This window comes from Nonomuraea bangladeshensis, from assembly GCF_039529455.1.
GTDB lineage: Bacteria > Actinomycetota > Actinomycetes > Streptosporangiales > Streptosporangiaceae > Nonomuraea > Nonomuraea bangladeshensis.
The window spans coordinates 780,468-801,882 of sequence record NZ_BAAAMV010000002.1 but is presented as its reverse complement, the minus strand read 5'-3'; the positions used below and the strand labels follow the sequence as shown (position 1 = coordinate 801,882).

The 21,415-nt window shown below is 73.4% G+C and carries 21 protein-coding genes; 7 read left to right on the top strand and 14 right to left on the bottom strand.

From position 1 onward, the window contains the following. The first annotated feature begins 22 nt into the window (after positions 1-22). The gene (locus ABD292_RS07870; protein ID WP_344206375.1) at positions 23-586 is read left to right on the top strand and encodes a TetR/AcrR family transcriptional regulator; all 564 of its coding nucleotides are present in this window, start codon (positions 23-25) and stop codon (positions 584-586) included. A gap of 125 nt (positions 587-711) precedes the next feature. Beyond that, positions 712-1,236, top strand: coding sequence for a hypothetical protein (locus tag ABD292_RS07865; RefSeq protein ID WP_344206374.1), 525 nt, complete (start codon positions 712-714; stop codon positions 1,234-1,236). Between the two features lie 12 nt (positions 1,237-1,248). Here the strand turns inward: ABD292_RS07865 and ABD292_RS07860 are convergent, their stop codons facing one another. Together ABD292_RS07860 and ABD292_RS07855 are read right to left on the bottom strand one after the other, a co-directional pair. Further along, positions 1,249-1,452 carry a hypothetical protein gene (locus tag ABD292_RS07860; RefSeq protein ID WP_344206373.1) on the bottom strand — a complete coding sequence of 68 codons (204 nt, stop codon included), beginning with the start codon at positions 1,450-1,452 and terminating at the stop codon, positions 1,249-1,251. Positions 1,453-1,521: 69 nt separating this feature from the next. Beyond that, the gene (locus ABD292_RS07855; protein WP_344206372.1) at positions 1,522-1,956 is read right to left on the bottom strand and encodes a MarR family winged helix-turn-helix transcriptional regulator; all 435 of its coding nucleotides are present in this window, start codon (positions 1,954-1,956) and stop codon (positions 1,522-1,524) included. 97 nt (positions 1,957-2,053) lie between these two features. Here ABD292_RS07855 and ABD292_RS07850 point away from each other — a divergent pair, with 97 nt between their 5' ends. Continuing rightward, positions 2,054-2,938 (top strand): alpha/beta hydrolase, encoded by an 885-nt coding sequence (locus ABD292_RS07850; protein WP_344206371.1) that lies wholly within the window; start codon positions 2,054-2,056, stop codon positions 2,936-2,938. A 7-nt stretch (positions 2,939-2,945) separates the two neighbouring features. Here ABD292_RS07850 and ABD292_RS07845 read toward each other — a convergent pair whose 3' ends face one another. After that, positions 2,946-3,791, bottom strand: coding sequence for a helix-turn-helix transcriptional regulator (locus ABD292_RS07845; protein ID WP_344206370.1), 846 nt, complete (start codon positions 3,789-3,791; stop codon positions 2,946-2,948). A 141-nt stretch (positions 3,792-3,932) separates the two neighbouring features. On the opposite strand from ABD292_RS07845, the gene ABD292_RS07840 reads away from it, so the two are divergent. Next, complete coding sequence (locus ABD292_RS07840) at positions 3,933-4,760, top strand: NAD(P)H-dependent oxidoreductase (protein ID WP_344206369.1); 828 nt, start codon at positions 3,933-3,935, stop codon at positions 4,758-4,760. A 32-nt stretch (positions 4,761-4,792) separates the two neighbouring features. On the opposite strand, the gene ABD292_RS07835 is transcribed toward ABD292_RS07840, so the two are convergent. The 9 genes from ABD292_RS07835 to ABD292_RS07795 form a co-directional block, all read right to left on the bottom strand. Beyond that, entirely contained in the window at positions 4,793-6,379 is a 1,587-nt protein-coding gene (locus tag ABD292_RS07835; protein ID WP_344206368.1) for a dipeptide ABC transporter ATP-binding protein, read from the bottom strand. Further along, positions 6,376-7,218 carry an ABC transporter permease gene (locus tag ABD292_RS07830; protein ID WP_344206366.1) on the bottom strand — a complete coding sequence of 281 codons (843 nt, stop codon included), beginning with the start codon at positions 7,216-7,218 and terminating at the stop codon, positions 6,376-6,378. The genes ABD292_RS07835 and ABD292_RS07830 overlap by 4 nt, the downstream gene beginning before the upstream one ends. Positions 7,219-7,282: 64 nt before the next feature. Further along, complete coding sequence (locus ABD292_RS07825; RefSeq protein WP_344206364.1) at positions 7,283-8,188, bottom strand: ABC transporter permease; 906 nt, start codon at positions 8,186-8,188, stop codon at positions 7,283-7,285. Beyond that, positions 8,185-9,795 (bottom strand): ABC transporter substrate-binding protein, encoded by a 1,611-nt coding sequence (locus ABD292_RS07820; protein ID WP_344206362.1) that lies wholly within the window; start codon positions 9,793-9,795, stop codon positions 8,185-8,187. The genes ABD292_RS07825 and ABD292_RS07820 overlap by 4 nt, the downstream gene beginning before the upstream one ends. Next, positions 9,792-12,008, bottom strand: coding sequence for an MsnO8 family LLM class oxidoreductase (locus tag ABD292_RS07815; protein ID WP_344206361.1), 2,217 nt, complete (start codon positions 12,006-12,008; stop codon positions 9,792-9,794). Before ABD292_RS07815 ends, ABD292_RS07820 begins: the two co-directional genes overlap by 4 nt. After that, positions 12,005-13,186, bottom strand: coding sequence for an LLM class flavin-dependent oxidoreductase (locus ABD292_RS07810; protein ID WP_344206360.1), 1,182 nt, complete (start codon positions 13,184-13,186; stop codon positions 12,005-12,007). The genes ABD292_RS07815 and ABD292_RS07810 overlap by 4 nt, the downstream gene beginning before the upstream one ends. Then, positions 13,183-14,505 carry an NtaA/DmoA family FMN-dependent monooxygenase gene (locus ABD292_RS07805; protein WP_344206359.1) on the bottom strand — a complete coding sequence of 441 codons (1,323 nt, stop codon included), beginning with the start codon at positions 14,503-14,505 and terminating at the stop codon, positions 13,183-13,185. Before ABD292_RS07805 ends, ABD292_RS07810 begins: the two co-directional genes overlap by 4 nt. After that, complete coding sequence (locus ABD292_RS07800) at positions 14,502-15,416, bottom strand: glutathione S-transferase C-terminal domain-containing protein (protein ID WP_344206358.1); 915 nt, start codon at positions 15,414-15,416, stop codon at positions 14,502-14,504. Before ABD292_RS07800 ends, ABD292_RS07805 begins: the two co-directional genes overlap by 4 nt. A 14-nt stretch (positions 15,417-15,430) precedes the next feature. Continuing rightward, complete coding sequence (locus ABD292_RS07795; protein ID WP_344206356.1) at positions 15,431-15,943, bottom strand: flavin reductase family protein; 513 nt, start codon at positions 15,941-15,943, stop codon at positions 15,431-15,433. Between the two features lie 411 nt (positions 15,944-16,354). Here ABD292_RS07795 and ABD292_RS07790 point away from each other — a divergent pair, with 411 nt between their 5' ends. The 3 genes from ABD292_RS07790 to ABD292_RS07780 all read left to right on the top strand — a co-directional run bounded on the left by ABD292_RS07790 (position 16,355) and on the right by ABD292_RS07780 (position 18,989). Continuing rightward, positions 16,355-17,362 carry an ABC transporter permease gene (locus ABD292_RS07790; protein ID WP_344206355.1) on the top strand — a complete coding sequence of 336 codons (1,008 nt, stop codon included), beginning with the start codon at positions 16,355-16,357 and terminating at the stop codon, positions 17,360-17,362. A gap of 463 nt (positions 17,363-17,825) precedes the next feature. Further along, positions 17,826-18,164: a histone-like nucleoid-structuring protein Lsr2 gene (locus tag ABD292_RS07785; protein WP_344206354.1), complete on the top strand. Its 339-nt coding sequence runs from the start codon at positions 17,826-17,828 to the stop codon at positions 18,162-18,164. Between the two features lie 147 nt (positions 18,165-18,311). Further along, the gene (locus ABD292_RS07780; RefSeq protein WP_344206353.1) at positions 18,312-18,989 is read left to right on the top strand and encodes a DNA alkylation repair protein; all 678 of its coding nucleotides are present in this window, start codon (positions 18,312-18,314) and stop codon (positions 18,987-18,989) included. Positions 18,990-19,123: 134 nt separating this feature from the next. Here the strand turns inward: ABD292_RS07780 and ABD292_RS07775 are convergent, their stop codons facing one another. Further along, positions 19,124-19,996 carry an aldehyde dehydrogenase family protein gene (locus ABD292_RS07775; protein WP_344206351.1) on the bottom strand — a complete coding sequence of 291 codons (873 nt, stop codon included), beginning with the start codon at positions 19,994-19,996 and terminating at the stop codon, positions 19,124-19,126. Continuing rightward, positions 19,989-21,410, bottom strand: coding sequence for an aldehyde dehydrogenase family protein (locus tag ABD292_RS07770; protein ID WP_344206447.1), 1,422 nt, complete (start codon positions 21,408-21,410; stop codon positions 19,989-19,991). The genes ABD292_RS07775 and ABD292_RS07770 overlap by 8 nt, the downstream gene beginning before the upstream one ends. Between the last annotated feature and the right edge of the window lie 5 nt (positions 21,411-21,415).

Sequence of the window (21,415 nt, the reverse complement as noted above, 5' to 3'; positions counted from 1 at the left end):
CGCAAACGGTAACGTATGGAGCATGGCCTCCACCACCCGGCCGCCAGGCCGGCCCCGCGCCGGACTCCACGACGTGGTCTTCGCCGCGACGCTGCGCACGGTCCACGAGCTCGGCTACGCCCGCGCCACCGTCGAGCGCATCGCCGCCGCGGCCGGCGTGGCCAAGACGACGATCTACCGTCGCTGGCCGTCCAAGGGCGAGCTGATCGTGGACTGCCTCCTGGACGCCTTCGGCCCGGTGCCACTGGCGGGCGCCGACCGGGCCGAACTGATGTCCTCGGCCATCGGCTGGATCGCCGCGAAGATCGGCGAACCGGGGGTGGGCGACGCGTTCGCGGGCGTGTTCAGCGACGCCGTCAGCGACCCGGGTCTGCGCGAGGTCCTGGCCACCCGGCTGCAGGACCCCTACCGGCGGGCGCTCCAGGACGCGCTCGGCGAGCCCGAGAGCCGGGTCCTGTTCTTCATCGACGTCGTCGTCGGAGCCCTGCTGCACCGGATGGGCATGACCGGCGAGCCGATGGTGGACGCCGACGTCGCCGCCCTGACCGAGATGGTCCTGGCGCACTTCGCCACCGGCCCGGCCTGACACGGGGTGAAAGTTTCAGGTGTGACGTGCCCGGACGAGGCCGTCCGGGGAGCGGCGCTGGTGCCGGGCCCGCGACCGGACCTATCGTGACGATCCCCGCTCCCCCGGCTCGCGAGAGGGACACCATGGCCTTCCTCCGACGTACCGTCCTGCCCGTGGCCCTCCTGCTGTCGGCCGCCGTGGCCGTCCCGGTGGCCGCGTACGCCGACACCTATCGCACCGCCACGTCCACCGGCTCGGGCGCCACCCGGGCCGCCGGAGCCGCCAACGCCGAGGCCAACGCCCGGGCCGAGCTGAACCGGCAGGCCGCCCAGGCGGGCGAGGTGTGCCCGAGCGTGTCCGTCTCGTCCAGCCTCGTTTACACGGCGCCGGACGGGTCGGCGTACGTCTACCAGGCCACCGCGTCCGGCACCTGCGTCACCCAGCCCCCGCAGCCAAGCTATCCCGTGCCGCGCAGCGCGACCCGCCAGGCGGGCGGATCCACCCCGTCGGCCGCCGTCCAGGCCGGCTCCCAGGCGGCCCGCGCCGCGATCCTCGCGGCGGGCGTGTCCTGCACGGGCTGGGCCACCACGTCGGCCCTGGTGTGGGCGGCGCCCGACAGCAGCTGGTACGTCTACGACGTCACGGTCTCCGCCTCCTGCGCCAACTGACGGGGGCAGGGCTCAGCGGCCGCGGCCGGTGAGCCCCCGCACGCCGAGGAAGACGAGCACCAGGGCCACCACGAGGACGATCGGGCCGATGATCGCCCAGGTCGTGACGCCGCTCATCACGCTGCCGCCGACGATGCCCAGCCCTTGCAGGGTCCACACGAGCCCGGTCAGGGCCAGCAGGACGCCGAGGACGAGAAAGATCCTTGCCTTGACCATGTGAACGCTCCTCACGCGCTTTCGCTCGATCCTGCCGTACGGGCCGCGCCCCGCCCACCCCCGCCCGGATCAGGGCCCTTGTTCGGCTTCCAGTGCGGCCCGCATCGTGCGCAGGCCGTTCGCCAGCTCCTCCAGGGTCCCGGAGGGCAGCAGGCCGGAGGTCCAGCGCGCGATCTCCTCCTCGTACGTCAGCCGCGCCCCGCTCAGGGCCCGCACCCCGGAGGGCGTGAGTTCGAGGAAGGACGAGCGGCCGTCGGCCGGGTTCGCGACGCGGCGGCACAAGCCGGCCGCCACCAGCCGGTCCACCGCCTTGCTCGCCGCGCCGACCGTGATGGCGACCTCGTGCACGAGGTCGAGCACCCGGCAGCCCGGACGGCCGGCGATCACCGTCAGCAGGTCGTACTGGCCCAGCCGGATGCCGTGCTCGTCCCGCAGCCGGGCGTCCACGGCGTTCCAGAGCCGGGTCTCGACGCGGACGAGGTCCACGAACACCTCTCCGGCCATCAAAAACTTCCTCTCCGATCGCGGGAACAAGATTCCGTGGAATCTTGTTGCGAGGTGCATTCCAAGGAATCTATCCGACGTGACCTGGAGGTCGCTCATGAGCCGTCACCAGCGGCAAGCCCTGGACGCCCTGCTCCGCAACGCGCCCAAGAGCCCGGACGCCACGGTCGCGGAGGCGCGGGCCGGGTTCGACCAGCTGTTCCAGGCGCCGGCGCCGGAGGGCGTCGCCGTCCGCGACGTCACCCTCGGGGGGCGTCCCGCGCTGGAGTTCGAGCCCGGGGACGCGGCCGCCGGGACCGTGGTGCTCTACCTGCACGGCGGCGGGTACGTGGTCGGTTCCCCTCGCACGCATCTCGCCCTGGCGGGTGAGCTCGCGCGCCGGGCCCGTACCCGGCTGGTCTCGCCCGACTACCGGCTCGCCCCCGAGCACCCGTTCCCCGCGGCGGTCGAGGACGGGCTGGCGGCCTACCGCGAGCTGCTCGGGCAGGTCGAGAGCCCGGCGCACGTCGCCCTGGCCGGCGACTCCGCGGGCGGCGGGCTCGCGATCGCGACGCTGCTGGCGGCGCGCGAGGAGGGGCTGCCGATGCCCGCGGCGGTCGTGACGTTCTCCCCCTGGACCGATCTGACGCTCAGCGGCGCGAGCATCGAGACCAAGCTCGGGATCGACCCGATCTTCGTCCGGTCGGACCTGGAGGGGTATCGCACGCACTACCTGGGAGAGCAGGACCCGTCCGCGCCGACCGCCAGCCCCGCGCTGGCGGACCTCACCGGCCTGCCGCCCCTGCTCATCCAGGCGGGCTCGAACGAGCTCCTGCTGGATGACGCGGTCCGCCTCGCCGCCCGCGCGGCCGCGGCCGACGTGGACGTGACGCTGCGGGTCTGGGGCGGGCTGCCGCACGTCTTCCAGCACCAGACGGCGCTCGTCGACGAGGCGGGCGAGGCGCTCGACGACGCGGCGCGGTTCCTCTTCCCCGGCGTCTGAGGCGCGTTCAGCTTCGCCCGGCCGGCAGGCCTTTCACTGGGGGATGGTCGGCTCCACCGAGCGCGCCCAGCAGGCGCAGCCCGTCCTCGGTGGGGCTTCCGGGCGCCGCGGACAGCACCAGCAGCTCCAGGCCCGATTCATCGGGCAGTGCGAAGTTCTCCTGGTGCAGTTCGAGAAGTCCGACCAGCGGGTGCAGGTACGCCTTGCGTCCATGGGTGCGGGCGCGTACGTCCGCCCGCGCCCAGAGGCGGCGGAAACGCCCGCTGCCCATGGCCAGCTCGCCGACGAGTGAGGCCAGGCGCGGGTCCCCGGGATACTTCCCGGCCGCCAGGCGCAGGTGCCCGACCACGTCGAGGGTGCATTTCTCCCAGTCGGCGTACAGGCCGCGCTCGGCCTCCTTGAGGAAGATGTGCCGGGCGGTGTTCAGCCCCGGGATCTCCCGGCCGTAGAGGAGCCCGGCGAGGCGGTTCACTGCGACCACGTCCATCCGGTGGTTCATGATCATGGCGGGCGCGTCGGTGACCAGGTCGAGCACCCGCAGCAGTTCCGGCCGCGGGCGCCCGCTGGGCGACTTCGCGTGGTGGCGGCGCTGCCGGGCCAGCCGGTACAGGTGCCCGCGTTCGGTCTCGTCGAGGCCGAGGACGCGGGCGAGCGCGTCGAGGACCTGTTCGGAGGGCTGGGTGGCGCGGCCCTGCTCCAGGCGTACGTAGTAGTCGACGCTGACTCCGGACAGGTGCGCGACCTCTTCGCGGCGCAGCCCTTCGACGCGGCGGCGGCTGTCGATGGGGATGCCGACGGCGGAAGGGTCCACTCGGGAGCGCCGGGTGCGCAGGAAGCCCGCGAGATCGTCCATGCCCCCAGTATGGCTCCGGCGACATACGTGAAGGTGGTCCTGCTGTTACCAGGAAGTCCCGTCCGATGGAAGAGGCGCCCCTGAACGACGAGGTCCCGGCGGCCGAGCATCGATGGCGACACCTCGTTGAAGGAGACAGCCATGAGGACGCTCATCGTCTACGCCCACCCCGAGCCGCGTTCGCTGAACGGCTTTCTGAAGGACCTCGCCGTGTCCACTCTCGAAGCCGCCGGGCACGAGGTGCGGGTGAGCGACCTGTACGCGATGAACTGGAAGGCCGTGGTGGACGCGGCGGACTTCGGCGAGCATGCCACGAGCCCGCTGCGGGTGATACCGAGCTCGGCCGGGGCGTACGACGCCGGCGCGCTCACGCCCGACGTGGCGGCCGAGCAGGAGAAGCTGCTGTGGGCCGACACGGTGATCCTCCAGTTCCCGATGTGGTGGTACACGATGCCGGCGATCCTCAAGGGCTGGGTGGACCGGGTGTTCTCCTTCCACTTCGCCTACGGCGTCGGAGTGCACGACGAGACCCGGTACGGCGAGCGTTTCGGTGAGGGGACGCTGCGGGGGCGGCGAGCGATGCTGTCGGTGACCGTCGGGGGCCCGGAGTCCCACTACACCGATCGCGGGATCAACGGCCCGATCGAGGACCTGCTGTTCCCGATCCACCACGGGATCCTCTACTACCCGGGCATGGAGGTGCTGCCTCCGTTCGTGCTGCACGGCGCCGACAAGATGACCCGCGGTGACTTCGAGGACGCCGCGAAGGCGTGGAAGGAGCGGCTGCTGTCGCTGGAGACGACCGAGCCGATCGCGTTCCGGCGCCAGAACTCCGGTGACTACGAGATCCCGTCACTGCGCTTGAAGGAGGGCCTGGAAGTGCCGGGTCGCCAGGGTTTCGGCCTGCACGTGCGGGACCCGCGGGCGGGCGACGGGACGAGCGGCCACCTTCGCCGGAACGGCCGGTGACGACAACCCCGCCCGCCCCGTGCGAGAGCCGCTCACGCCGCCGGCACCCCCAGCCGGGGCACCGCGGCGACCAGGGCCCGCGTGTACGGGTGGCGCGGCCGGGTGAAGACGTCCTCGACGTCCCCCTCCTCCACCACCCGGCCGTCCTTCATGACGAGCACCCGGTCCGCGACGTGGTGCACCACGCCCAGGTCGTGGGAGATGAACACCATCGCGGTGCCGTACTCGGCCTGGAGGTCGGCGAGCAGGTCGAGGACCTGGGCCTGGACGGAGACGTCCAGCGCGGAGACCGGCTCGTCGCACACCAGCACGTCGGGGCGCGGCCCGAGGGCGCGGGCGATGGCGACGCGCTGGCGCTGGCCGCCGGACAGCTCGCGCGGATGACGGTCGGCCGTCCCCGGCGGCAGGCCGACGCGCTCCAGGAGGTCGAGCACCCGCGCGCGGCGTTCCTTCGCGGGCAGGCGCAGCGGCTCGGCGACGAGCCTGCCGACGGTGTGGCGGGGGTCGAAGGAGTCGAGCGGGTTCTGGGAGATGAGCTGGACGCGGTGCCGGAGGGGGCGGCGGGCGCGTTCCGGCAGGTGGCTCCACTGCCGCTGGTGCAGGGCGACGCGGCCGTGCGCGGGTTCGAGGAGGGCGAGGGCGAGGCGGGCCAGCGTGCTCTTCCCCGAGCCCGACTCGCCGACGACGCCGAGCGTCTCCCCCTCGTGGAGGGTGAAGGAGACCTCGGCCACCGCGGGGCGCCGGTCGTAGGAGTGGCTGAGCGCGGTCGCGGCGAGGACCTGGGCGGACGGGTTCGGGGCCGGGCGGGTGCGCGGCGCGCCGGTGGTGAGCCGGGTGCCGCGGGAGGCGGCGGAGGGCACGGCGGCCAGCAGCGTCCTGGTGTAGTCGTGCGCGGGCGCGGCCAGCACCTGCCGGGCCGGGCCCTCCTCCACGACGAGGCCGTCCTTCATGACGAGGATGCGGTCGGCGACGGCGGCGACCACGGCCAGGTCGTGGCTGATCAGCAGCAGCGCCGTGCCGGCGGCCTTGCGTTCGGCGAGCAGGCGCAGGATCTGGGCCTGCACGGTGACGTCGAGCGCGGTGGTGGGCTCGTCGGCGATGATCAGGGCGGGGTCGGCGGCGATGGCGGAGGCGATGAGCACGCGCTGCCGCAGCCCGCCGGAGAGCTGGTGGGGGCGCTGCCCGGCGCGCAGCGCGGGCTCGGGCACGCCCACGGCGTCGAGCAGCTCCAGCACACGGGCGGCGCGGCGGGCGCGGGGCACGACGTCGTGGACGGCGAGCACCTCGGCGATCTCGGCCGCCGCGGTGCGCAGCGGGTCGAGGGAGGTCAGCGCGTCCTGGAGGACGAGCCCGGCGAACCCGCCGCGCAGCCGCCGCCAGTCGGCCGGGGTGAAGGCGAGCGCGTCGCGCCCGGCGACACGGAACGACGCCGCGCCCACGGCGGAGCCCGGCCCGGCCAGGCCGAGCAGGGCGCGGGCGGTGACGCTCTTGCCGGAGCCGGACTCGCCGACGATCGCCACGCACTCGCCCGGCTCCACGGACAGGGAGACGCCGCGGACGACCTCGGCCGGGCCGAAGCCCACCCGCAGATCCCGTACGTCCACCAGCGGTGACGTCATGGGGTTGTTCTCCCTTCGAAACGGCGCTGCAGGCGGCGCCCTGCGACGGTCAGGCAGACGACGGTGAGCGTGATCGCGAGGCCGGGGAAGACCGCCTCCCACCAGGCGACCCGCAGGTAGTTGCGGGCTTCCGAGAGCATCGCGCCCCACTCGGCGGCGGGCGGCTGCGGCCCCATGCCGAGGAAGCTGAGCCCGGAGCCCGCGATGATCGCCGTGCCGAGCCCGATCGTGGCCAGCACGGGGATGGGGCCGAGCACGTTGGGCAGCACGTGCCCCGCGATGATCGCGACACGGGGGCGGCCGAAGGTGACGGCCTGCTCGACGTAGCCGGAGCGGCGGACGACGAAGGTCTGGGCGCGGATCACGCGGGCGTAGGTGGGGATCTGGGCGACGGCGATGGCCAGGATGACGTTGCCCGTGCCGGGGCCGGTGATCGCCACGACGAGCAGCGCGAGCAGCAGCTCCGGCAGCGTGGACAGCACGTCGAACGCGCGGGTCAGCGTCTCCTCCAGCCATCGCGGCGACAGCCCGGCCGCCAGGCCGAGCAGCACGCCGCCGGTGACGGCGAGCCCGGTGGCGGCCACGCCGATGCTGATGGAGTGGCGGGCGCCGTGGACGACCCTGGCCAGCACGTCACGGCCGAGGTGGTCGGTGCCGAGCCAGTGGGCGCCGCCGGGCGGGGCGAGCGCGGCCAGCGGGTCGGCGGCCAGCGGGTCGGCCGCGGTGAGCAGGCCGGGCGCGGCCACGGCCACGGCGAGCAGGGCCAGGAACGCCACCGGCAGGAGCACCGCGGCGGGCGGGATCCGCAGGGGCGGCGCGGTCCGGGTGAGCGCGCTCATGGCCGGACCTCCAGGTGCGCGGCCCGGGCGAGGGCGCTCATGTCCGGACCTCCCAAGGGCGCGCTCATGCCCGGATCCTCGGGTCGATGGCCCGGTAGGCCAGGTCGAGCAGGGTGCTGATGGTCACGTACACGACGGCCGACAGCAGCACCACGGCCATCACGACGGGCATGTCGCGGCCGGTCACCGCCTGCATGGCCACCTGGCCGAGCCCCGGCCGCCCGAACAGGATCTCGGTGATCACCGCGCCGCCCAGCAGCGTGCCGGTGAACCAGCCGGCCAGCGTCACGGCCGGGATGAGTGCGTGCCGCAGGGCGTGCCGGGCGACCAGGGCGCGCTCGGTGAGGCCGCGTGCCCTGGCCGTGACCGCGAAGGGCTGCTCCAGCGCCTGCTCCAGCCCGCCGCGCAGCACCTGGCCGAGCACGCCGGCGATGGGCAGGCCGAGCGCGAGCGCCGGCAGCACGAGCGCCCGCGGCCCCTGCGCCCCCGAGACCGGGAACCAGCCGAGCGTGAAGGAGAACACCGCCAGCAGCACGATCCCGATGAGGAACGGCGGCACCGACACCGCGACCAGCTCGGCGGCCGAGGCCGCGCCGCGCGCCCACCTGCCCCGGCCCGCCGTGGCGAGCGCGATGACTCCGGCCAGCAGCACCCCGGTGCCCGCCGCGGCGAGGGTGAGCTGCGCGGTGGGCCCCACCTGGCCGGCCAGGATCTCGCCGACGCCGCGCTGCGCCTGGTAGGAGCGGCCGAGGTCGCCGTGGAGCAGCCGCCACAGGTAGGACAGGTACTGGACGATCTCGGGCCGGTCGAGCCCCCACTCGGCGACGATCCTGGCCCTGATCTCGGGCGTGTCGGGGCCGTCGCCGACCAGGATGTCCACGGTGTCGCCCGGCGCGAGCAGCAGGGCGACGTACGAGGCGGTGGCGGCGGCCCAGAGCACCGCGAGCCCCGCGCCGAGCCGTCTGATCATGTGCCGATCCGGACGTCGTACGCGCTCGCGGGCGTGCCGGAGGCGGGCTCGAAGCCGAGCCCCTGCACGTTGCGGCTGGCCGCGATCTGGTCGGCCGGGACGTAGATCGGGAACACCACGGCGTGCTCCTTCACGGCGGCCCGCTGCACCTGGGCGTACAGCTTCTTCCGCTCGGCCGGCTCGGACGTGGCCGAGGCGGCGGCCAGCCACTTGTCCACCCGGGGGTCGGAGAAGTGGGTGCGGTTGATGGCGGCCTTCGCCGGCAGGATGAGGTTGAGCGCGGCCCCGGCGTCGGCGTCGCCGCGGGAGTTGCCGAACAGCTCGTACGCGTCCTCCTCCAGGGCCTTCTGCGCGCTGCCCTGGTCGACGATCCGCACCTGGAAGTCGATGCCCGCGTTCTGCTTGACCTGGGCCTGGATCGCCTGGGCGAGGACGTCCCTGCGGTCGCGTACGTACGGGGCCGAGGCGATCTCGCGCACGGTGAGCCGCTTGCCGTCCTTGACGCGGTAGCCCTCGGCGTCGCGGGCGGTCCAGCCGGCGGCGTCGAGCAGGGCGTTGGCCTTGGCGACGTCACCGCCGAAGGAGTTCTCCAGCGAGGCGTCGTAGAAGGGGCTGCGCCGGCCGACGACGCTCCACGCCCTGGTGGCGGTGCCCCGGTAGACCGAGCGCAGCACGGCGTCCACGTCCACGGCCTCGCGGAACGCCTCGCGCACCCTTTTGTCGTCGAAGGGCGGGTGTGAGGTGTTGAAGTAGTAGGAGTAGGCGGTGCCGGAGTTGAGCGACGTGTGCAGCGCCAGGGAGGGGTCCTTCTCGATCAGGGCGACCTCGGTGGCGGGCACCCCCTCGATGACCTGGACCTGGCCGGAGGTGAGCGCGCCGACCCGCACGGCGGCCTCGGGCAGGAACCGGTAGGTGATCTCGGCCAGGTGGGCGGGGCCCTGGTGGGCGGCTCCGGCGGGCGGCCAGCGGTAGGCGGGGTTGCGGCGGTAGTGGATCTCCTGGCCCTGGACGTACCTGTCGAGGATGAACGGCCCGGTCCCGACCAGGTCGGGGCCGCCGAACTTGAGGTCCTTGGCGCTCTTGAGCGACTTCGGCGAGATCTGCCCCGCGTACGGCGAGGCGAGGAAGTCCAGGAACAGCGCGTCCGGCTCCTTGAGGGTGATCCTCAGCCGGTGCGGCGCGACGACCTCGGCCTCCTTGAAGGACCTGAGCTGGATGGCGGCCACGGCCGCGTTGTAGCCGGGCACGAGGAACTGGTCGAGGTTGGCCTTGACGGAGGCGGCGTCGAACGCCGCGCCGTCGTGGAAGGTGACGTCCTCGCGCAGGTCGAGCGTGTACGTCAGCCCGTCGTCCGACACCGTCCACGACGTGGCCAGCCAGGGGTGGTAGGAGCCGTCCTCGGCCTTGGCGAGCAGCGCGTCGAACTGGTTGAACACCAGCAGCCTCGCCTTGTTCTGCGACCACTGCTGGGGGTTGAGCGTGATGGGCTGCGTCTCGACGGCCCAGGTGAGCGTGGCGGGAGCGGCCTGCTCGGCGGCCGGCGCGCCGCAGCCGGCCAGGACCGCCAGCAGGACGGCGGACGCGGCGGCGGGGGCGAGGCGTCTCACGGGCGGTCCCAGGCGTCGGCGAGCAGCTCGTACGAGCGCACGCGGTCCTCGTGGTCGTGGGTGATGGTGGTGACGAGCAGCTCGTCGGCCCCGGTCACCCGGCGCAGCACGCGCAGCCCGTCGGCCACCTGGGCGGGCGTGCCGACGAACCGGGTGTCGAGCCGGTCCTGGACGAGCGCGCGGTCCTCGTCGGTCCAGACGTGGGCGTCGGCCTCGGCCGCGCTCGGGTACGGGATCGCGCCCGCGCCGGTCCTGATGCTGCGTACCCACAGGTCGTAGCCCTTGGCCAGCTCGCGCGCCCTGGCCTCGTCCTCGGCGACGACCGCGTCCGCGGAGACCATGACGTACGGCTCGGCCAGCGTGGCCGAGGGCTTGAACGCCTCCCGGTAGGCCGTGACGGCCTCCAGGACGCTGGACGGGCTGACGTGGTAGTTGGCCGCGAACGGCAGCCCCCGCTCCCCCGCGACCTGGGCGCTCTGCCCGCCGCTGCTGCCGAGGATCCACACCTCCAGGTCGGCGCCCTCGCCCGGCACGGCCCGCACCTCGTGGGTGCCGGCCAGGAAGGCGAGCACGTCGTCGATCTGGTCGGCGAAGTCCGGCGTCCGCGCGCCCGGCTGCTGCAGCAGGGTGGCGGCGTGGGCGAGGTGGGGGTGCTGCGCCAGGCGGGAGTAGTCGAACGGCGGCGGGATGAGCAGCCCGTCCACGACCTCACCGGCGCGCGACTCCGTCGGCGGACCGGCGGCGAGTTCGGCGCGGCGCTGGCCGGAGCGGCCGATGCCGAGGTCGATCCGGCCGGGGTGCAGCGCGTCGATGAGGCCGAACTGCTCGACCACCGACAGCGGCGTCTGGTGCCCGAGCTGCACGGCCCCAGAACCGACGCGGATCGTGCTGGTGGCCGCGGCCACGAGGGCGATGAGCACGGCCGGGGCGGAGCTGGCCACGCCGGGCGCGAAGTGGTGCTCGGCCAGCCAGTAGCGGCGGTAGCCGAAGCCTTCGGCGCGCCTGGCCAGGTCGATGGTGTCGCGCAGCGCCCGCGCGACGGTGCCGCCCGACACGACGGGGGCGAGGTCGAGAATGGACAGCGTCATGCGGCACCCCCGGAGGAGACGGCGACCGGAGCCGCGGGAACAGCGGCGGGAGCGGCGGCAGGGACGGCGGCCGGGGAGGCCGGACGGGGCGGCGGCCGGAGCGGTGGAGAACGGCCGGCTGGGGATCTCCGCGCGCAGCACGGGCGCGATCTCGGCCTGGAACAGCTCCAGCGCCCGCCGGTGCTGCGCCTGGGTGAGCCCGTCGGCGTCGGCGTGCAGGTGCATCACCTCGTGGCCGAAGCGCTTGTGGTAGCGCAGCACCTTGTCGACGATCTGCTGCGGGCTGCCGACCAGGATGGAGCTGCGTTCGATGGCGTCCTCCAGGGTGGGGAAGACCACCGGCAGGCCCAGCTTCCGCTGGAACTCGACGCGGGCGTCGAAGACCGGCCGGTAGGTGGCGATGGCCTCCTGCGAGGTGGGGGCCGCGTAGTAGCCGGCGCTGCCGGCCCCCACCAACGCGTCGGCGGGGTCGTGGCCGTAGAAGGCCCAGCGTTCGCGGTAGTGGTCGATCAGCTCGGCGTACGGGTCGATGGGGTGGGTGACGTTGGCCGAGAACAGCGGGTCGCCGTACCTGGCGGCCAGGTCGACCGACTCCTTGCTGGTGGCGCTGCCGTGCCAGACCCTGATCGGCCGCTGCAGGGGGCGGGGCCAGGTCTCGGCCTCGGTGAGCGAGGGGCGGAAGCGGCCCTGCCAGGTGACCTTGTCCTCCCGCCACAGACGGCGGAACAGCTCGTAGCCCTCCCGGTTGCGCTCCCACTGGTCCTCGGCGGTGACGTGGAACAGCTCGGCCTGGGCGGCGCCGTTGCCCTTGCCGATGATCAGCTCCAGCCGGCCGCCGGACAGGTGGTCGAGCGTGGCGTAGTCCTCGTAGGCGCGTACCGGGTCGAGCAGGCTCAGCGTGGTGACCGCGGTGAACAGCCGGATCCTGGACGTCAGCGCCGCGATGTGGCTGAGCACGACGGGCGGCGAGGAGGAGATGAACGGCCGCTCGTGCCGCTCCCCCACCCCGAACCCGTCGAAGCCCAGCTCCTCGGCGAGGACCGCGTTGCCGACGACCTCGCGGAAGCGTTCGGTGGGTGAGCGGTCGTCGTTGTGCACGATCAGCGTGATGAGCAGAAATTTCATGACACCTCCGCGTAGCGGTTGGCGGGGCGCGGCAGGCCGAGCAGCCCGCGCAGCGTCGCGGCCTCGTAGGCGTGCCGGAAGGCCCCGCGCCCGCGCAGCTCGGCCGTGAGCCCCCGGGCGATCTGCTCCAGGTCGTACGGCAGCGCCCCCGGCCGCAGCCGGAACCCCTCGACGCCCGCGCGCCGCCACTCCAGCAGCACGTCCGCCAGCTCGGCCGGGGTGCCGGTGAAGATCGCGGCGTCGGAGACGAGCTCGGCCCCGTTCAGCTCGTCGAGGCGCGCCTTGCGCCGGGCCGCGTCCGCCCCCAGGAAGACGACCAGGTCGGCGAAGATCCTGAGGTCCGCCGACAGCCCCCTGACCTCCTCGACGACCTCGCGGGCGTGCTCGGCCGAGTGCGGCGTCACGTAGACCACGTCCGCCGAGGCGGCGGCGAACTCGTAGGGCAGCCGGGAGTGCGCGAGCGCGGTCACCACGGGCTGTCCCTGCGGCGGGCGCGGCGTGATCGACGGGCCCTTGACCGAGAAGAACGGCCCGGTGAAGTCGGCGTAGTGGAGCTTGTCGCGGTCGAGGAAGCGGCCGGTGGCGACGTCGCGGATCTCGGCGTCGTCCTCCCAGCTGTCCCAGAGCCGCCGCGCCACCTCCACGGCGTCGGCGGCCTCGGCGAACAGCTCGCGTACGTGCGGGTGGGCGGACAGGTCCGCGCCGCCCGGCCGGTTCAGCACCTCCTCCAGGGGCGGGAAGGCGCGGCGGCCGAAGTGCCGCGCCTCGAAGGACCGGGCGGAGATCTGCGGCCGCCAGCCGGCCCGTCCCCCGCTGACGTGGTCGAGCGTGGCGATGCCGATGGCGACGTGGAACGGCTCGGTGTGGGTGGTGGTGGCGGTCGGCACCAGCCCGACGCGGCTGGTGAGCGGGGCCAGCCGGGCGGCCAGCAGCACCGCGTCGAACCGGCCGCGCACCTGGTCGGTACGCTCGTCGGCGCCGTCCGTCAGGGTGGACTGGAGGCCGAGGGCGTCCTCGATGGTGACGAAGTCGAGCAGGCCGCGCTCGGCCTCGGCGACCAGGCCCGCCCAGTAGCGGGCGGAGAAGACGTCGGCCGCGGACTCGCGCCAGGCGGCGGGGTGCCAGCCGGCGCCGTCCAGGGCCACGGCGAGGTGCAGTGCGGCGAGGTGCGTGGTCACGTGAGCTCCAGGTGTTCGCGCAGGGTGGAGCCGGTGTAGTGGGTGCGGAACGCGCCGCGTTCGCGCAGGATCGGCACCACCCGGTCCACGAAGTCGTCCAGGCCGCCGGGCGTCAGGTGCGGCACGAGAATGAACCCGTCGGCCGCCTCGGCCTGCACGTGCTCGTCGATCTGCCGGGCCACCGACTCCGGCGTGCCGACGAACGTCTGCCGCCCGGTGACCTCGATGACCAGCTCGCGGATCGACAGGTGCTTCTCCTCGGCGAGCGCCCGCCACTTGGCGGCCACGGCGGCGCGGTCCTTGATCGCCACCCGGCCCTGGGAGACGCCCCCGGACAGGTCGGGCTCGATGTCCGGCAGCGGGCCCTCCGGGTCGTACGCCGACATGTCCCGCCCCCACACCTGCTCCAGGAACGCGATCGCGGTCTGCGGCCCGACCTGGGCGCGGCGGATGGCGGCGGCGTTCGCGGCGGCCTCCTCCTCGGTGTCGCCCAGGGCGAACGTCGCGCCCGGCATGATCTTGAGCTGGTCGGGCCGGCGGCCGTAGCGGGAGAGGCGGCGTTTGACGTCGGCGTAGAAGCGGCGGCCGTCCTCCAGCGAGCCGTGCGGGGTGAAGATCACGTCGGCGTGGCCGGCCGCGAACTCCCTGCCCTCGTCCGAGTCGCCCGCCTGGATGATCACCGGCCGGCCCTGCGGGGAGCGCGGCACGGTGGAGCGGCCCTCGACGTCGAAGTGCTCGCCGTGGAAGCGCACCTCGCCCACGGCGTCCGCGTCGCGCAGGAACCGGCCCGCCGCGCGGTCCGCCGTGACCGCGTCCGGCGCCCAGGAGTCCCACAGCTCGCCCGCGAGCCGGACGAACTCGGCGGCCCGCCGGTAGCGGTCGGCGCGGTCGAGGTAGCCGCCGCGGCGGAAGTTCTCGCCGGTGAAGGCGTCGGAGGTGGTGACCACGTTCCAGGCGGCCCGGCCGTCGCTGAGGTGGTCGAGCGTGGCCAGGCGGCGGGCCAGCTCGTACGGCTCGTTGAAGGTGGTGTTGACGGTGCCGGCGAGGCCGAGCCGCTCGGTCACCGCGGCCAGCGCGCTGAGCACGGTGAGCGACTCCGGCCGCCCGGCCACGTCGAGGTCGTGGATGCGGCCCTTCAGTTCGCGCAGTCGCAGCCCTTCGGCGAGGAAGAAGAAGTCGAACGTGCCGCGCTCGGCGGTCTTCGCCAGGTGGACGAAGGAGGCGAAGTCGATCTGGCTGCCGGAGCGGGGGTCGGCCCAGACGGTGGTGTTGTTGACGCCGGGGAAGTGCGCGGCCAGGTGCACGCGCCTGCGGCTCATCGCCGCCACCCCGGCGGCGTGTCCCAGGACGCGGGCAGGCCCTCGGTCGTCTCGCGGAAGGCGGGCAGCCGGTAGAGGTCGCGGGCGTACGGCCACAGGTGCTCGAAGTCGGGCAGTTCGCGCTCGCTGATCAGGTGGCCGCGGTTGTGCTCGGCGTCGAACCTGGCCAGCGTCACCCACAGCCGCACGTCGGCCTCGGTGATCGTGTCGCCGGTGAGGTAGCGGTGCTCGGCCAGGCGCTCGTCGAGGCGTTCGAGCGCGGCCACGACGCGGTGGCGCTCCCGCTCGCGCTCGTCCTCGGTGGCGGCGCGGGCCACGCGGGTGACGCCGGCGTTGACGTCGTGGTAGATCCAGGCGTTCAGCGTGTTGATCTCGGGGCGGAGGGTCTCCGGGTAGAGGTCGATCTCGGCCGTGGCCCACTGCCCGAACTGGGTGGCCAGGTCGAGGGTGATGTCGGGGAAGTGGTTGCTGACGATGCGGCCGCTCTCCCTGTCCCACAGGACGGGGACGGAGATGTGGCCGCCGTACCCCTTCTCGGTGGCGTCGTACGCCTGCTCCAGCAGGGTGAAGCCGTTGACCGGGTCGGGGCCGCGGCGCGCGCGGAAGGCCCAGCCGCGGCCGTCGCGCTCGTCGTCCACGTACGACAGGGAGACGACGTCCTCCAGGCCCTTGAGCTTGCGGACGATCGCGGCGCGGTGGGCGTACGGGCAGACCCAGGCGGCGTAGAGGTGGTAGCGGCCGGGCTCGGCGCGGAAGCCGCTGGAGCCGTCGGCGGTGACGCGGCCCTGGAAGGGGTAGAGGGGGCGGTTCCAGTCCGGGGACAGGTGCAGGCGGCCGGAGCCGTAGTGGCCGTAGGCGACGTGGTCGACGGGGCTCGCGTACACCGGCTGCCTGGTGCTGATGGTGGTCACGGAGAGGCTCCAGGTCAGGATTCGGGGTGGGCCAGGAACCGGCCGAAGCGGCCCTGGTGGTAGAGCAGCGGGCGGCCGGGGCCCCGCAGGTCGGCCTCGACGACCAGCCCGACGACGAGGATGTGGTCGCCGACCTCGGCGGTCTCGTACGGCAGGCACACCAGGTGCGCCGAGACGTCCTGGAGCAGCGGCGCGCCCAGGGGGCCCGGCCGCCAGCGGGTGGGCTCGGCGAAGCGGTCCACGCCCCTGCTGGCGAAGCGGGAGGCCAGCTCGGCCTGGTCGTGGGCCAGCACGTTGACGGCGAAGTGGTCGGCGGCGCGCAGCGACGGCCACGTGGTGGAGGAACGGTCCACGTAGAAGGAGACGAGGGGCGGTTCGAGGCTGACGGAGGAGAAGGAGGTGGCGGTCAGCCCGGAGGGCCGGCCTTCGTGCTGGGCGGTGATGACGACGACGCCGCTGGCGTGCACGGCGAGCGCGCGGCGGAACAGGTCCGGGGTGACGGCGAGCTCGGACGGGGCCGCGGTCATGCCGCCACCCCCGTCCGTACGCGGGGCTTGGGGAAGCTGACTGGAGAGTTGATCACGAGAGATCCTCACGACGAACGGCATGCTCGCGCCTCTCCCGGGCTCGTCCGGGAGGCGCGGCGTTGACCTGGATCGGCGGCGTGGGCTGCGGCGGCCACGCCGGGAACATGAAGACGGGGCGGGCTCGTACCGGCCCGCCGACGACCGTGATCAGCGACACTGGGCGCTGGCGACGTGGCAGAAGTCCACGTGGGAGCGCCTGGTCAGGAGAAGACCCTGCCTCATACGTCAGACGCTAGGCCGACGTCCCCGATAAGTCAATATTCCCTACTGGTTTTGCCGGGAAATCTGAAAGGCGCAGGGTGCGGCGTGTCGGCGGGCGGTCGGCGGCCGTCGCGCGCTTAGCGTGAGCGCATGCGTGACCGGACGGGCCGGCGGTGGGCGGACTTCAGGGAATCACCGTTCCTCCCCGCGACCGTGCTCGTGCTGATCGTCGCCGCCGCGGCGGGGCTGTTCGCCGGGTCCTACACCTACGCCATGGCCGCCCCGGCCCCGCACCGCGTGCCGGTCGCGGTGGTGGGGATCAGCCACCAGACCGTACGCGGCAAGGCCTTCGCCGCCGGCCTTGAGCAGCGGCTGAACGCCTCGCTCGCGCTGTCCTTCGAGCCCGACTTCGAGCGGGCCCTGCGGGCGGTCGAGGAGCAGCAGGTCTTCGGCGTCGTCGTGGTGCGCGGGGACGACGCCACCTTCTACGTGTCGAGCGCCTCCGGCGCGTCGGTGGCGCAACTGCTCACCGAGGCCGCACCCAAGGTCGCTCGGGAGGTCGGCCTGCGGCTGACCGTGCGGGACCTGAAACCGCTGCAGCGGGGCGACCCGCGCGGGCTGGCGCTGTTCTACATCACGCTCGCGGCCGTGGTCATCGGGTTCGTCGGGGCCGTCCAGCTCAACGCGAACGCGGGCGAGCTCGCCCCGTGGGAGCGCATCGCGTTCACGGGGGCGTACGCGGCGCTGGGGGCCCTCGCCATCGTGGCCGCCGTCGACTGGGTGCTCGGCGCGCTCCGGCTGCCGCTGCCGGAGTCCTGGTTCATCCTGGCGCTGACCATGTTCGCGTCGGGGATGGTGTTCTCGATGTTCCGCACGCTCGTGGGGCGCTGGGCGATGGTGCCCACGTGGGGGCTGATGGTGCTGCTCGGCAACCCCTCGTCGGGCGGGGCGGTGTCCTGGCCGCTGCTGCCGTCGCCGCTGGGCGTGATCGGACGCTGGCTGCCGCCCGGCGCCTCGGTCAACGCCCAGCACACCGCCGTCTACTTCGGCGGGCATCAGCGGCCGGCGCCGTTCCTCGTGCTGGGCGCCTGGGCGCTGGTGTCGTCCGCGGTCTTCCTGATCCGGGAGAACAAGAAGGGACGACAAGGAGGGTCTTGAAGTCGGATTCAATTCCGGATTCGGCGGAAACAGGACGGGATTGCCGCCCGCGCGCCTCGACGCCCGAAACAGCCGGCCTTCCTGGATCCGTACGGGCGGGCGGCCCGCGACATGCCCGTATTCCCTGATACCCCGGACAGGTGTTGCCCGGGCGCCGGGCCCGTGCGGGCGGAGACGCCCGGCCGATCCCGCCTTTCGCCTGGTCACGACCGTTCTCCTGGACCCGGGCGGACCGCGGCTCCGGCCGTACGTGAACGCCGGGGAAAGGCGGATCAACACGGCGGACGGACCGCGACTCGCGCGACACGGAAGATCACGGGACAAGCACGGCCCGCGCTTTGACGCGGTCCCGCGGGGCCGCGCGAGCCCGGCCTGCTATTCGCGACATGGCATTTGTGAGGATGCGTGTGTCTCTGAAGGGGACTACAGTATCCGCAAGCAACATCGGGGTTTGGAGCACCTTATGGCGAAGCGCATCGTGGAATCTTTTCTCGACGACCTCGACGGCAGTGAAGCGGAGGGCACCACGCGGTTCGCTCTCGACGGCACCGCCTACGAGATCGACCTGTCCGGCGAGAACAGGGAGAAATTGGAGAAGGCTCTGGCGCCCTTCATCACCAAGGCGCGCGCCGTCCGCGCGGGCAAGGAACGCGGCCGTCGCGGAGGCGCCGGTTCGGCCCGTGAGATGGGCAGGGAGAAGGCCACGGAGATCCGCAAGTGGGCCAAGGCGCAGGGCCTGCCCGTGAGCGAGCGGGGCCGGATTGCCGCGACGCTCATCAAGCAGTACGAGGCCGCGCATTAAGAAGTGACCGCATTTGCCGGCCACTCCTGTATCAGCTTCCGCGCCCTCGCCGTGACACCCCGGTCCCGGCGAGGGGCATCATCGAGAACCACCGCGCATTTGTTGTGAACAGCCCGGGATTTCGCGCCGAAACGACAGGAGACCGGCATGACGGTGGCCGAAGTGACGGTGGCCGAGGTGATGGCCGAGCTGGCCGCGCTGGAGGACCCGAAGATCCGCGCGGTCAACGCGCGGCACGGCGACGATCACGGCGTCAACCTCGGCGCGTTGCGCGCCCTCGCCAAGCGGCTGAAGACGCAGCAGGAGCTCGCGCGCCGGCTCTGGGAGACCGGCGACACCGCGGCCCGGCTGCTGGCGCTGCTGATCTGCCGCCCCAAGGCGTTCGAGCGCGACGAGCTGGACGCCATGGTGCGCGAGGCGGGCGCGCCCAAGGTGCACGACTGGCTCGTCAACTACGTGGTGAAGAAGAGCCCGCACGCCGAGGAGCTGCGGCAAGCCTGGCTCGCCGACCCGGACCCGGTGGTCGCGAGCGCCGGATGGGCGCTGACCACCGAGCGCGTGGCGAAGAAGCCCGCCGGTCTCGACCTCGCGGGGCTGCTCGACGTCATCGAGGCCGAGATGAAGGCCGCACCCGACCGCCTGCAGTGGGCGATGAACCACTGCCTGGCGCAGATCGGCATCGAGCACCCCGAGCACCGCGCCCGCGCCGTCGGCATCGGCGAGCGCCTGGAGGTGCTGAAGGACTACCCGGTCTCGCCGGGGTGCACGTCCCCGTACGCGCCGGTCTGGATCGAGGAGCTGGTGCGCCGGCGGGGCGGCGCGTAGGCCCGGGGCAGAGGCGCCTGGCCTCGTCACCGATCCCGGTCCACCCGGCCGCGTCCGTGCCGTCCCAGGCGATCCACCGCTCATGACCCCCGCCGCCATCCCCCGAAAGGCACGGGGGATGGCGTTGAGGGCGGTCAGCGGCCGATCGGGTGCCAGACGGTCTTGATCTCCAGGAAGGGGCGGACGCGGGCGAGCCCGGGGTCGGCGTCCGTCCAGTCGTCCTCGGGCCCGGGCCGCAGGACGCGCTTGAGCGTGGTCGCCGCCAGCTCCTCCAGCTCGCCCGCGAGGCCGCCCGCGCCCGCGAGGTCCAGCGCGTTCACGTCGGCGTGCCCGGCGAGCGGCGGGGCCAGCTCGGCGAGGCGGCCGGTCAGGATGTTGGCCACGCCGCCCGGCAGGTCGGAGGTGGCGAGGGCCTCGGCGAGCGTGACCGCGGGCAGCGGGGCGCGCTCGTCGGCGACCAGCACCGCCGTGTTCCCCGACGTGATCACCGGGGCGAGCACGGAGACCAGCCCGAGCAGCGAGGAGCCGGCGGGCGCGAGCACGCCCACGACGCCGGTCGGCTCCGGCTCGGAGAGGTTGAAGAACGGGCCCGCCACCGGGTTCGCGCCGCCCACCACCTGGCTGATCTTGTCGGCCCAGCCGGCGTAGTAGACCCACCGGTCCACGGCGGCCGACACCAGCTCCTGGGCCCGCGCCGCGCTCACGCCGTCGGCCGCGGCGACCTCGGCGGCGAACTGCTCGCGCCGCCCCTCCATCATCTCGGCGACGCGGTAGAGGATCTGGCCCCGGTTGTAGGCGGTGCGGCCCGACCAGCCGGGGAACGCCTTGCGCGCCGCCACCACGGCGTCGCGCACGTCCTTGCGCGAGGCCAGCGCGGCGTTGGCGAGGTGGGATCCGTCCGCCGACGTCACGGGGTAGGACCTCCCTGATTCCGAGCGCGGGAACGCGCCGCCGACATAGAGCTTGTACGTCCTGCGCACCGCGAGGCGCGGCGGGGTCTCAGCCAAGGTAGGCCTCCAATCCGAGCAGCCCGCCCTCGCGGCCGTACCCGGACTCCTTGTAGCCGCCGAAGGGACTGGCGGGATCGAACACGTTGAAGGTGTTGGACCAGACGACGCCGGCGCGCAGCCGGCTCGCGGTCCAGAGCATGAGGGAGCCCTTCTCCGTCCAGACGCCGGCCGACAGCCCGTACGGCGTGTTGTTCGCCTTGGCGACGGCCTCCTCCGGCGTGCGGAAGGTGAGCACCGACAGGACCGGCCCGAAGATCTCCTCGCGGGCGATCCGGTGCGCCTGCGTGACCCCGGTGAACACGGTGGGACGGAACCAGTAGCCGCGCTCGGGCAGCGGGCAGGTCGGCGACCAGCCCGTGGCGCCCTCGGCCTCGCCGGCGGTGGCCAGCTCGCGGATCCTGGCGAGCTGCGCGGCCGAGTTGATCGCCCCGATGTCGGTGTTCTTGTCCAGGGGGTCGCCCAGGCGCAGCAGCTCGATGCGGGCGCGCAGCCGCGGCAGCAGCTCCTCGGCGATCGACTCCTGCACCAGCAGCCGCGAGCCGGCGCAGCAGACGTGGCCCTGGTTGAAGAAGATGCCGGACACGATGCCCTCGACGGCCTGGTCGATGGCCGCGTCGTCGTAGACGATGTTGGCGCCCTTGCCGCCGAGCTCCAGCGTGAGCCGCTTGCGGGTGCCCGCGACGGCGCGGGCGATCTGCCGGCCCACCTCGGTCGAGCCGGTGAAGGCCACCTTGTCGGCCTCGGGGTGGGAGACGACGGCCCGGCCGGTGTCGCCGGCGCCGGTCACGATGTTCACGACGCCGGGCGGCAGGCCGGCCTCCTGGCAGATCTCGGCGAACGCGAGCGCCGTCAGCGGCGTGGTCTCGGCCGGCTTGAGCACGACCGTGTTGCCGGCGGCCAGGGCGGGCGCGACCTTCCACGCGAGCATGAGCAGGGGGAAGTTCCACGGGATGACCTGCGCGGCCACGCCGAGCGGCCTGGTGCCGAGGCCGGTGTGCGCGAGCTTGTCGGCCCAGCCGGCGTAGTAGAAGAAGTGCTGCGCGACGAGCGGCAGGTCGACGTCGCGGGTCTCCTTGATCGGTTTGCCGTTGTCGAGCGACTCCAGCACGGCCAGCTCGCGGGCGCGCTCCTGGATGATGCGCGCGATGCGGAACAGGTACTTGCCGCGCTCGGCGCCCGGCAGCCCCGACCACACCCGGTCGAAGGCGCGGCGGGCGGCGGCGAAGGCGCGGTCCACGTCGGCGTCGCCGGCGGCGGCCACCTCCGACAGCGGCTCCTCGTCGGCCGGGTTGACGGTGACGATGCGCGCGTCGCTCTCGGCCGCGACGAACTCGCCGTCGATGAACAGGTCGTACGACGGCCGGATGGACACGATGGCTCGTGACTCCGGCGCGGGCGCGTACTCGAAGATCTCCA